The 11,767-nt window shown below is 67.2% G+C and carries 11 protein-coding genes; 6 read left to right on the top strand and 5 right to left on the bottom strand.

Annotation, left to right across the window (positions count from 1 at the left end; all coding sequences use genetic code 11):
- The first annotated feature begins 142 nt into the window (after positions 1-142).
- A complete protein-coding gene (locus tag ACVIW0_RS29155) occupies positions 143-394 on the top strand; it encodes a DUF2158 domain-containing protein (RefSeq protein ID WP_461355490.1) in 252 nt (83 codons plus the stop codon).
- 69 nt (positions 395-463) lie between these two features.
- Here ACVIW0_RS29155 and ACVIW0_RS29160 read toward each other — a convergent pair whose 3' ends face one another.
- Genes ACVIW0_RS29160 through ACVIW0_RS29180 form a run of 5 tightly spaced genes read right to left on the bottom strand, consistent with a single transcriptional unit; the run spans position 464 to position 4,047 of the window.
- Positions 464-1,228: a TSUP family transporter gene (locus ACVIW0_RS29160; RefSeq protein WP_461355491.1), complete on the bottom strand. Its 765-nt coding sequence runs from the start codon at positions 1,226-1,228 to the stop codon at positions 464-466.
- Positions 1,225-2,481 carry a CCA tRNA nucleotidyltransferase gene (locus ACVIW0_RS29165; RefSeq protein WP_461355492.1) on the bottom strand — a complete coding sequence of 419 codons (1,257 nt, stop codon included), beginning with the start codon at positions 2,479-2,481 and terminating at the stop codon, positions 1,225-1,227. Before ACVIW0_RS29165 ends, ACVIW0_RS29160 begins: the two co-directional genes overlap by 4 nt.
- Positions 2,478-2,741, bottom strand: coding sequence for a DUF6111 family protein (locus tag ACVIW0_RS29170; protein WP_461355493.1), 264 nt, complete (start codon positions 2,739-2,741; stop codon positions 2,478-2,480). The genes ACVIW0_RS29165 and ACVIW0_RS29170 overlap by 4 nt, the downstream gene beginning before the upstream one ends.
- Positions 2,738-3,373 carry a CoA pyrophosphatase gene (locus ACVIW0_RS29175; protein WP_461357456.1) on the bottom strand — a complete coding sequence of 212 codons (636 nt, stop codon included), beginning with the start codon at positions 3,371-3,373 and terminating at the stop codon, positions 2,738-2,740. Before ACVIW0_RS29175 ends, ACVIW0_RS29170 begins: the two co-directional genes overlap by 4 nt.
- Positions 3,374-3,405: 32 nt before the next feature.
- Positions 3,406-4,047: a DUF1285 domain-containing protein gene (locus tag ACVIW0_RS29180; RefSeq protein WP_461355494.1), complete on the bottom strand. Its 642-nt coding sequence runs from the start codon at positions 4,045-4,047 to the stop codon at positions 3,406-3,408.
- Between the two features lie 228 nt (positions 4,048-4,275).
- Here ACVIW0_RS29180 and ACVIW0_RS29185 point away from each other — a divergent pair, with 228 nt between their 5' ends.
- From ACVIW0_RS29185 to ACVIW0_RS29205, 5 genes are all read left to right on the top strand, one after another.
- The gene (locus ACVIW0_RS29185) at positions 4,276-5,280 is read left to right on the top strand and encodes an AAA family ATPase (protein WP_461355495.1); all 1,005 of its coding nucleotides are present in this window, start codon (positions 4,276-4,278) and stop codon (positions 5,278-5,280) included.
- Positions 5,280-6,221 (top strand): DUF58 domain-containing protein, encoded by a 942-nt coding sequence (locus ACVIW0_RS29190; protein ID WP_461355496.1) that lies wholly within the window; start codon positions 5,280-5,282, stop codon positions 6,219-6,221. The genes ACVIW0_RS29185 and ACVIW0_RS29190 overlap by 1 nt, the downstream gene beginning before the upstream one ends.
- Positions 6,221-9,034, top strand: coding sequence for a DUF4159 domain-containing protein (locus ACVIW0_RS29195; RefSeq protein ID WP_461357457.1), 2,814 nt, complete (start codon positions 6,221-6,223; stop codon positions 9,032-9,034). The genes ACVIW0_RS29190 and ACVIW0_RS29195 overlap by 1 nt, the downstream gene beginning before the upstream one ends.
- Position 9,035: 1 nt before the next feature.
- Entirely contained in the window at positions 9,036-11,099 is a 2,064-nt protein-coding gene (locus tag ACVIW0_RS29200) for a hypothetical protein (protein WP_461355497.1), read from the top strand.
- Between the two features lie 170 nt (positions 11,100-11,269).
- Positions 11,270-11,692, top strand: coding sequence for a DUF2946 family protein (locus tag ACVIW0_RS29205; RefSeq protein ID WP_461355498.1), 423 nt, complete (start codon positions 11,270-11,272; stop codon positions 11,690-11,692).
- Positions 11,693-11,767: the final 75 nt, after the last annotated feature.

Consider the following 11,767-nt stretch of genomic DNA (forward strand, 5'->3'; position numbering starts at 1 on the left):
AAACATCACGGCTGTTTTCCACGTCCATTCCATCGAATCTGGCGCCGGCCGTGATCGGACTGTCATTCGCCGGTCGCTAGCCTGCCGCCGCGTCATCCAGCGCGGAGGGAAAATCATGGAACTGAAACCAGGCGATGTCGTCATGCTGAAGTCCGGCGGCCATCCGATCACGGTCGTCGAAGTCGAGGAAGACAAGGTCGAGTGTTTGTGGATGGGCACGGACGGCGACCTGTTTCGCGAGACCTTGCCGCTCGTCGCGCTCGAATCGACCGAGATCGATCCGGAAGATGACGAGGAAGGCGACGACGACGAAGAGGATGATGAGGAAGAGGACGACGAGGAAGAAGAGAACGACGACGATCACGGCGGCCGCAAGAAGCGCAAAGCCGCTTGACAGGGCTGCGTCAGATTTCTCAGGCGATGCTGTCTGGCGAAGCGCCGGCAGCATCGTCTCCGCTTCCACTCAGAGCGCGCGCAACGCGCTCGTTATCATCACCGCACCGCCGGTGATCACGGCGGCATCGAGGATCGCGGTGTGGATATGCACCGGCATCCGCTGGACAAAGGCCTTGGCGAGAAACGCGCCGGGAATCGCGACCAGGCCGATCAGAAGCGCAAGCGCCAGCACCTGCGCGGTGATGACGCCGGTCAGGCCGAACACCGTCATCTTGACCGCGGCACTGGTCAGCGAAATCACCGCATCGGTTGCGACCACGGCCGCCCCCTCGAGGCCCGCTGCCATCAACAGCGACAGCAGGATGACGCCGGAGCCCGCGGTGCCGCCGACCACGACGCCATAACCGACCGCGCCCGCGGCTAGTCCGCGCTCGCCGATCCTGACGCTGTGCCTGCGCAGCAGCCGCCGCAGCGGCACGCTCAGGATCAGCATGCTTCCGATCACGAGTGACGCGCCGGCGCTGGTCAGCCGCGTATAGCCGTAGGCGCCGAGCGCCGTGGAGAACAGCGCCGCCGCGATCACGATGATCGCCTTTCGGCGGTCGGCAAACCTGACGAAGGCGATGAAGCGGCTGGAATTGGTGAAGATCGACGAGATCGCGATGATCGGCACCACCGGCTCGGCGCCGACCATCGGCACCAGCACCAGCGGCATCAAGGCGCCGGTGCCATAGCCGGCGAGACCGCCGATCACGGAAGCAAACAGCGCAACGACCGCGACAAGCAGAATTTGAAGGAGCGAGATGTCTGCGAAGCCGGAGAGGAAATTCAAAGCCGATGATCGCGGGTGAAACGGGCTACGGTCTGGTCGGCGATGCCGGACAACACCTGCGGATCGAGCGGGAAATCCGCGGCTAGCCAAGCATCCTCGGCCAAGGTCAGGACATGCCCCAATGCCGGCCCCTCGGCAATCCCGCGCGCGATGAAATCCGACGCCCTCAAGGGAAAGTGAGGCGCGCGCCAGCGTTGCGGCAGCGTGGCGAGCGCGCGCCACTGCTCGACAGCGCGGCCCGCGCCGCTGCGCGCCCAGGCGAGCAGCAGCCGATCGCGATAGGGCTGCTCGTCGAGCCGGTAGAGCCTGCGCTTGGCATGGGCCTCGTCCATGCCGGGCAGGCGCCACCAGCGATGGCCCATCGAATCGAGCGCCTTGGCCTCGGCGTTGGAGAGCCGCAGCCGGCTTGCGATGCGCCGCGCGTCCTCGGTCACCGCAACCGTCAGTGCGGCAAGCCTGCGCATCGCGCTCGGCGCAAGCGCCATGAGCTGCTCGATCTCGATCATCGCCGCGAACGGACCGGTATAGGCGATGCCGCCGAACAGCGGCTGCAGCAACCCGCCATCGCCCATCGCGACCACCGCGCCCGCTGCGCCGGGCGCAACCACGAGCTTGAGCATCTCCATGCGGATGCGCTCGGCCGAGAGACCGGTCAGGCCGGCACGCCCACTGATGCAGGCGAGATAGCCTAGGCGATCGACCTCGCCGGCAGCATAGGCAGCATGGAAGCGGAAGAAGCGCAGGATGCGCAGATAATCCTCGGCAATCCGCTGCGCGGGATCGCCGATGAAGCGCACCCGCCGTGCCTCGATATCGGCGAGGCCGCCGACATGATCGTGCACCACGCCCGAGGCGTCGACCGACAGACCGTTGATGGTGAAGTCGCGCCGCTCGGCGTCGCGCACCCAATCGCGCCCGAACGCCACCTTGGCCTTGCGACCATAGGTTTCGGTGTCTTCGCGCAGCGTCGTCACCTCGAACGGCTGGCCGTCGACGACCAGCGTCACCGTGCCGTGCTCGATGCCGGTCGGCACGCTCTTGATGGAAGCCCGCTTGGCACGGCGGATCACCTCCTCCGGCGGCGCCGTGGTGGCGATGTCGATATCGGCGAGCGGAATTCGCATCAGCGCGTTGCGCACAGCGCCGCCGATCACCCGCGCCTCCTCGCCATCGGCATTGAGCAAACCGAGCACGCGCGCCGCCGGCCCCGAAGCGAGCCATGGCGCGTCGGACAGCAGGCGCACCTCGCTCATCGCTCAACTCCGGGCACCAGCCTGCCATTCTCGATATGGGCGGGAACGTAAGTCGAGTTCGGCGGCGCCCCGGTCAATTCGGCCAGCAGCACGAAACTCACGATGACCATCACCAGCGCCGCCAGCGTCAGCTTCGCGATCATATGGAGCGGCCAGGACGCCGGCAGCGTCACGCCGGACCGCGTCGCGATCAGGAAGATGGCATAGACCGCGAAAGGGATCAGAAAGATTCCGATCTCGGTCAACACCGTGCGGATCATGACAGATAGATCCGCTCATACAGTACCCGCAGGATGCCCGCGGTCGCGCCCCAGATGTAGCGCTCGGCGAACGGCATCGCATAATAGGACCGGTCCATGCCGCGGAATTCCTTGGTGTGGATCTGATGATTCTCGGGATTCATCAGGAAGGCGAGCGGCACTTCGAAGGCATCGACGACCTCGGCCTCGTTGATCTCAAGTGTGAAGCCGGGCTGCACCTTGGCAACCGTCGGCAGGATGCGGAAGCCGAACGCAGTGCCATAGAGGTCGAGATAGCCGACCGGGTCGATGAATTCCCGCTTCAGCCCGACTTCTTCGCGGGCCTCGCGCAGCGCGGCATCGAGCGGCGAGGCATCGGTGGCGTCGATCTTGCCGCCGGGGAACGAGATCTGGCCGGCATGGCTCGACAGATGCGGCGAGCGCTGCGTCAACAGCACGGTCGGCTCGGGATGATCGACCACCGGGATCAGCACCGCTGCCGGCCGCACCGGCTGCTCCTGGGCGACGATCTCCAGCATGCGGTCGTTGCCGGAATCTCCGGTGCGCGGAATGATATGCGGATCGACCAGGCCCGGCGGCACTTCGAAATTGAGCCGCGTGCGGGCTCGCGCGAAGAATTCCGTCGAGCTGATCGTCGCCGACTTCACCTTCAGCAACGGCTCGTTCAAAGTGCGCCCCTCACCTGACTGGCATCGGCCATCGCGAAAAACTCGCCACCGGATTCGATGCCGAACATCTCCCGACCATCGACCATCCGCTCCTCGCCCATGTCAACCAGATCGTAGTAGAGCGCACGTGTCACCTTCGCCCATAGATCGGCGCGGACATGCAGATAGGGCGTCAGCCCGCCATCGTCGGCGGCCTCGAATCTGAGGCCGTGGCCCTTCTCGCAGTCGACCCAGTCGTCGACATTGGTGCGGAACCTGAGCAACCGGCCGCGTGCGTCCTGCTCGGTCCGCATTTCCACGGCAAGGAACGGCGCGTCGTCGACGCGGATGCCGACCTTCTCCACCGGTGTCACGAGAAAGTGCTTGCCGTCCTCGCGCTTCAGGATGGTGGAAAACAGCCGCACCAGCGCGGGGCGGCCGATCGGCGTTCCCAGGTAGAACCAGGTGCCGTCGGCTGCGATTCGCATGTCGAGATCGCCGCAAAACGGCGGATTCCACAAATGAACCGGCGGCAGGCCCTTGCGGCCGGCAGGACCCGATGTCGCAGCTTGATTGGCAGCGGTGGTGAGCCCTTCGAGGCCGCTGCTTCCGAGCCCCTTAGTTTCACTGCCGGAATCGCTCTGCCCTTGCTTCGCCATTGTTTGCCTTAAAGTTTCCTACCTTCAATCTGGCACGTTTGGTGCACGTATCCTGAGATGTGGTCGGGATGACATTCTCGCCACATCGTGATGCCGTTCATACCCTGAAATACCGATAAGGTGGGGATAGTTTAATTCAACGAATACATGGCCTTCGTGCAGGTTTAGCATGAGGGTCATGAGATGACGACGCGGGAATCGCGCAATCGTCGAGAAGGAGCGGATCGAATGGCTGGTGCAGACAGCGTCGAGAAACTGGAGGATGTGATCGTCCGTTCGGCCGAGCAGGTCGCGGGCCAGATCAAGGCCGCCAAGGAAGCGGTGTCCACGGTCATCTTCGGTCAGGGCCAGGTGATCGAAAACACCCTGGTGACGATCCTGTCCGGGGGCCACGCGCTGCTGATCGGCGTCCCCGGTCTCGCCAAGACCAAGCTGGTCGAGACGCTCGGCGTCACGCTCGGGCTCGACGCCAAGCGCATCCAGTTCACGCCCGACTTGATGCCTTCCGACATCCTCGGCGCCGAAGTGCTCGACGAGAGTTCGGCGGGCAAGCGCTCGTTCCGCTTCATCTCGGGTCCGGTGTTCGCGCAGCTGTTGATGGCCGACGAGATCAACCGCGCCAGCCCGCGCACGCAATCGGCGCTGCTGCAAGCCATGCAGGAGCAGCACATCACCATTGCCGGCGCACGGCACGATTTGCCGAAGCCGTTCCACGTGCTCGCGACGCAGAACCCGCTCGAGCAGGAAGGCACCTATCCGCTGCCCGAAGCGCAGCTCGACCGCTTCCTGATGGAAATCGACGTCGACTATCCCGATCGCGACGCTGAGCGGCGCATCCTGTTCGAAACCACCGGCGCCGAGGAGGCGCATGCCAAGCCGTCGATGGACGCCGAGACGCTGCTGTCGGCGCAACGCCTGGTGCGGCGCCTGCCGGTCGGCGATTCCGTGGTCGAGGCGATCCTGACGCTGGTCCGCGCCGCGCGCCCCGGCACCGAAGGCGGCGAAGCCGGCAAGCTGATCGCCTGGGGACCCGGTCCCCGCGCCAGCCAGGCCTTGATGCTCGCGGTGCGCGCCCGCGCGCTGCTCGACGGCCGCCTCGCGCCGTCGATCGACGACGTGCTCGATCTCGCCGAGCCCGTGCTCAAGCATCGCATGGCGCTGACCTTCTCGGCGCGCGCCGAGGGCCGCACAATTCCGGACGTGATCAAGCAATTGAAGACGCGGATTGGTTGATGGCGGCAGACAACAGGCACCAGAACGAGGAAATCCTGGCGGTTCGACGTGCCGATGGCGAAAGCCGAACGCTCGCCGCATCGTTGCCGCGCCTGGTGCTTGAGGCTCGCCGCGTCGCCGCCAACGTCATCCATGGCCTGCACGGCCGCCGCCGCGCCGGCGCAGGCGAGAATTTCTGGCAGTACCGTCGCTTCGTCTCCGGCGAGCCGGCGCAGCGCGTCGACTGGCGCCGCTCGGCGCGCGACGATCATCTCTATGTCCGCGAACAGGAATGGGAGGCCGCGCACACCGTGTGGATCTGGCCCGACCGCTCGCCCTCGATGGCCTTTGCCTCGCGCGAGGCGCGCGACAGCAAGCTGGAGCGCGGACTGATCGTGGCTTTCGCGCTGGCCGAGCTGCTGGTTGCCGGCGGCGAACGCGTCGGCATTCCCGGCCTGCTGAACCCGACCGCAAGCCTCAACGTGATCGACAAGATGGCGGAAGCGATGTTGCACGACGACAAGACGCGCGCGAGCCTGCCGCCGTCCTTCGTGCCATCGTCGCTGGCCGAAGTCGTCGTGCTGTCGGATTTCTGGTCGCCGATCGCGGAGATCACGACGATGTTGGCCGGGCTTTCCTCCTCGGGCGCGCACGGCACCATGATCCAGGTCGTCGATCCGGCTGAAGAGAGCTTCCCTTATTCGGGCCGCGTCGAGTTCGTCGAGCCGGAGATTGGCAGCGTCATCACTGCGGGCCGCGCCGAGAGCTGGGCGAGCGACTATGTCGCCCGCGTCGCGCTGCATCGCGACCAGATCCGCGCCGAAACCAACCGGCTCGACTGGCTGTTCTCGACCCACACCACCAGCCGCTCCGCGGCCGAGCTGCTGCTGTTCCTGCATGCCGGCATGATGGTGAGCAAGGGCGGCGGCCGCTCAACCGTCAAGGTGGGACGCAGCGCATGATCGCAGGCCTCCCCCTCTCCTTCGCCGAACCGCTGCTGCTGCTGGGACTGGTCAGCCTGCCGGTGCTGTGGTGGCTGCTCCGCGTGATGCCGCCGCGGCCGCGCCGGGTCGAATTCCCGCCGACCCGGCTGCTGTTCGACATTGCGCCGAGGGAAGAGACGCCGTCGCGCACGCCATGGTGGCTGACCCTGCTGCGGCTCGCCGCCGCCGCGCTCGTCATCTTCGCCGCCGCCGGGCCGATCTGGAATCCGCAGACCGGCGTTGCCGCCGGCAAGCAGCCGCTGGTGATCCTGCTCGACGACGGCTGGAGCGCGGCTTCGAGCTGGGATGCGCGGATCAAGGCTGCGGACGAACTGATCACCAATGCTGACAGCGACCGCCGCGGCGTCGCGCTGGTGCCGCTGTCGGAGCCTGCGCGCGACATCACGCTGATGCCGGCCGGTGCCGCGCGCGTCGCGCTGCGCCAGCTCGCGCCGAAACCCTACTCGGTCGATCGCGTTGAAACCCTGGCTGCGCTCGAGCGTTTCCTCAAATCGACCGGCGACTGCGACATCGCCTGGCTGTCCGACGGAGTCGACACCGGCCGCGGCAGCGAATTCACCGAAGGTCTCGGCAAGGTGATCGAGAGCCGCAATCTGACGATCTATGCCGGTGGCGCGCAATCTGCGCAGGCGCTGGTCGCCGCCGAGAATGCCGCCGCCAAGATGACGGTGAAGGTGCTGCGCACCGAGACCGGTATCGCGGCGGGTACGGTGCGCGCAGTCGACGCCAAGGGCTCGCCGATCGGCGAGGCCCGCTACACATTCGGCCCGCAGGAGCGCGAGACCGAGGCGGCATTCGATCTTCCGGTCGAACTGCGCAACGACATTGCGCGGCTCGAAATCTCCGGCGAGCACTCCGCCGGCGCCGTGCAGCTGCTCGACCGGCGCTGGCGCCGCCGCGCGATCGGCGTGGTCTCGGGTGCGAGCAACGACACCGCGCAGCCGCTCTTGGCCTCGACCTTCTATCTCTCCCGCGCGCTGTCGCCGTTCGCCGATGTCAGGCTCGGCGATCGCGGCGCGCCGCAGCAGGTGATCGGGCAATTCCTCGATCAACGGCTGCCGATGATCGTGATGGCCGATGTCGGCACGCTGTCGCCGGAGATTCGCGACCGGCTCAACGCCTGGATCGAACAGGGGGGCGTGCTGGTGCGCTTCGCCGGTCCCCGCCTCGCCCAGGCCGATGACGACCTCGTTCCCGTCAAGCTGCGCCGCGGCGGACGCACGCTCGGCGGCAGCCTGACCTGGGAGAAGCCGCAACACATGGCCTCATTCGCCGCCGACGGTCCGTTCGCGGGCCTCACCTTGCCGAAGGACATCACCGTGAGCCGTCAGGTGCTGGCCGAGCCCGACGCCGTGCTCGCGACCAAGAGCTGGGCCTCGCTCGAAGACGGCACACCGCTCGTCACCGGCGAGCATCGCGGCAAGGGCGTGGTCAGCCTGTTCCATGTCGGCGCCGACATGCGCTGGTCGGATCTGCCGATGTCCGGCACCTTCGTCGAGATGCTGCGCCGGCTGATCGACATGTCCGGCTATACCTCGAAGCCCGGCCCCGGCGTCGCCAGCGATCCCACCGCCGAGATGGTTGCGCCGCTGCGCACACTCGACGGCTTCGGCGCGTTCGGCCCGCCGCCCTCGACCGCCAAGCCGATGCCGGCGGATTATCGCGATCGCGGCACCGCGGATCATCCACCCGGCTTCTACGGCACCGCCGAGAGCCCGATCGCGGTCAACACGCTGGCCTCGGCCGACCGCATCGCGCCGCTCGACACCTCAGGACTGCGCGCCAAACGCGCGACCTATACCAACGCCGAGCCGCGCGATCTCCGCGGCATCATGCTGTCGACCGCGCTCGCGCTGTTCCTGCTCGATGCCATCGTGGTGGCGATGCTCGGCGGCGGACTCGCCGCGCTAATCCGGCGGCGCGCCGCGCCGGCCGTGCTCGCCTTGATGTTCGCCTCCGCGTTCACGCTGGTGTCGATCGCACCGTCCTCGACGCGGGCCGAGACCAGCGATGAGTTCGCGATCAAGGCCGTCACGCAGACGCGGCTGGCCTATGTCGTGACCGGCAATGCCGACGTCGATTCCATCGTCAAGGCCGGGCTGTCCGGCCTGACGCTGTTCCTCGGGCAGCGCACCGCGCTGGAGGCCGGCGACCCCGTCGGCATCGATCCCGCGCGCGACGAGCTGGCGTTCTTCCCGCTGATCTACTGGCCGATCGTGCCCGGCGCGCCGAAGCCGCCGCAGGACGCCCTCAACAAGATCGATGCCTACATGAAGCAGGGCGGCACCGTCATCTTCGACACCCGTGACGCCGTCGAGGCGCCGCCCGGCGACAACGGCTCGTCGCAGACCCCGGGCATGCAGGCGCTGCGCGAATTGCTGTCGACCCTCGACGTGCCCGAGCTCGAGCCGGTGCCGCGCGAGCACGTGCTGACCAAGACCTTCTATCTGCTGCGCGACTTCCCCGGCCGCTTCAACTCGGGCCAGACCTGGGTCGAGACGCTGCCGCGCGAGGACGACGACGAAGCCGCGCAGCGCCCGGCGCGCGGCGGCGACGGCGTCTCGCCGATCATCATCACATCGAATGACCTTGCCGGCGCCTGGGCGATCCGCCCCGACGGGCAGCCGATGCTGCCGCTGACGCCGGGCGAGCCGCGGCAGCGCGAATTCGCCTTCCGCGCCGGCGTCAACATCGTGATGTACACGCTGACCGGCAACTACAAGGCCGACCAGGTGCACGCGCCTGCCTTGATCGAGCGGCTGGGGCAATAAGATGAACTACGGTATCGCGTTCACACCGCTGGTTCCTTCGATCGTGCTGTGGCTAGGGCTCGGCGCGATCGTCGTGATCGCGGCGCTACTGCTGCTGTCGCGCGCCCGCGGCGCCGCGGTGCGTGTCGCCGCGCTGGCGCTGATCCTGCTGGCGCTGGCCAATCCCTCCTTCACCCGCGAGGACCACGAGCCGCTAAGCTCGGTCGCGGCCATCGTGGTCGACAAGAGCCCGAGCCAGAATTTCGGCACGCGCAACCAGGAATCCGAGAAAGCCAAGCAGGCGCTGGTCGACAGCCTGAAGCAGATCAAGGGCCTCGAGGTCCGCGTCGTCGAGGCCGGCCAGGCCGATGGCGAAACCGACGGCACCAAACTGTTCGGCGCGCTGACGTCGGCGCTGTCGGATGTTCCGGTCGAGCGCGTCGCCGGCGCGTTCATGATCACCGACGGCCGCGTGCACGACATTCCCGCCAACGCCCAGGCACTCGGCTTCCAGGCACCGGTGCACGCCCTGATCACCGGCCGTAAGGACGAGCGCGACCGCCGCATCGCGATCACGGCGGCGCCGCGCTTCGGCATCGTCGGCCAGACCCAGACCATCACCTACCGGCTCGACGACCAGGGCGTCACCGGCGAGCGCGCCAAGGTCACGATCCGCCGCGACGGCGAGGTGATCAACGAGCGCACGCTGACCTCGGGCCAGACCTCGAGCGTCGACATCGACATCAAGCATGCCGGTCCGAACATCGTCGAGATCGAGGCCTCGCCGCTCGAGAACGAGCTGACCCCGGTCAACAACCGCGCCGTCGTCGCGATCGACGGCGTGCGCGACAAGCTGCGCGTGCTGCTGGTGTCCGGCGAGCCGCATGCCGGCGAGCGCACCTGGCGCAACCTGTTGAAGTCCGACCCCAGCGTCGATCTCGTGCACTTCACCATCCTGCGTCCACCGGAGAAGCAGGACGGCACGCCGATCAACGAGCTGTCGCTGATCGCATTTCCGACCCGCGAGCTGTTCCAGCAGAAGATCAACGAATTCCAGCTGATCATCTTCGACCGCTATGCCCGCCAGGGCGTGCTGCCGATCGCCTATTTCGACAACATCGCGCGCTATGTCCGTGCCGGCGGCGCGGTACTGGTGTCGGCCGGCCCGGACTACGCCTCGACCACCAGCATCTGGCGCACGCCGCTGGATTCGGTGCTGCCGGCCGAGCCGGTCGGCGTCACGGAGAAGCCGTTCTATGCGCACCTCAGCGATGCCGGGAAACGCCATCCGGTGACCCGCGGGCTGGAAGGCTCGAGCGCCGAGCCGCCGCATTGGAGCCGGTTCTTCCGCACCGTCGACACCCGCAACGCGATCAACCCGCCGGTCATGACCGGCGCCGACGGCAAGCCGCTGCTGCTGCTGTCGCGGTTCGGCGAAGGCCGCGTCGCGCTCTTGCTGTCCGACCAGATCTGGCTGTGGGCGCGCGGCTATGAAGGCGGCGGCCCGCATCTCGACCTGTTGCGGCGGGTGTCGCACTGGCTGATGAAGCAGCCCGATCTCGACGAAGAGGCGCTGCGCATGCGGGTGCAGGGCAAGGACCTGATGGTGGTGCGCCAGACCATGGCCGACACCGTCGCGCCGGTCACCGTGACGTCGCCGAGCGGCGCCACCCATGAACTGAGCTTGACCGCCGGCGATCCCGGCGAATGGCGCGCCACGCTGCCCGCGAACGAACTCGGCTTGTGGCAGGCCACCGACGGCACGCTGAAAGCGCTGATCAATGTCGGCCCGACCAACCCGAAGGAATTCTCCGAGGTCACCTCGACCACCGACATGCTGAAGCCGCTGGCGCAGGCAACCGGCGGCGACGCACGCCGCATCGTCGACGGATCAAGTCTCGACATGCCGCGCGTCGTGCCGGTGCGCGCCTCCACGATCTTCCGCGGCGACGGCTGGCTCGGCGTCAAGATGCGCGACGCCAGCGTGGTCAAGGGCGTCGGCGTGCTGCCGATGTTCGCCGGCCTGGTAGGCCTGCTGCTGTTGCTCGGCGCATTCGCAGCGACCTGGCTGCGTGAGGGACGCTGAGCCCGATATCGCGCGATGTCCGATCGCCCCCGTTGCTTCAATCACACACCAGCAACGGATCGACACAGTGTGTCTGAACCACCGTTGACATCGTGGTCTCCCTCCGATGTTATAATGTAACATCGGGCGGCCGGGGATGAGCGCCGTCCCGATCGGGTGGCTCAATCGGCATGAACTGGTTCCGGAGACACATCAGGACGGGTTCGCGGCTGGCGCTGTTCGCGCTCGCCGTCCAGTTCGTGCTGTCGTTCGGACATTTCCACCCGATCGCGGCCGCGCAAGCCGCGCCCGCGGTCCAGAGCGGCCTGTCGCTGCTCGATCTCGCCTATGTCGGGACCTCGGCAACGCCCGATCTCGCGGCCCAGGTCACCGCGCCCGAGGCGCCCACGCGGCACGACAACGATCGGCATCCGGCGGACAATTGCGCGATCTGCGCCGCCATCTCGCTCGCGAGCAGCATGCTGTTCACGGCGCCGGCGGTCTTGCTGCTGCCGGACGCCGTCGAGCTCCTGTTCCGCACCACCAATGCCGAATTCATCCATCTGAAGCCGGCGCCTGCGGCGTTCCATTCCCGCGCACCTCCTCTGTCCTGACATCGACTGATTGCACGCCCTGAGCGGACGGCCGCGCCACGATTGCAGCCAGCTCCAACAGGGCAAATCGGAATC

This window comes from Bradyrhizobium sp. USDA 4454 (assembly GCF_054822705.1).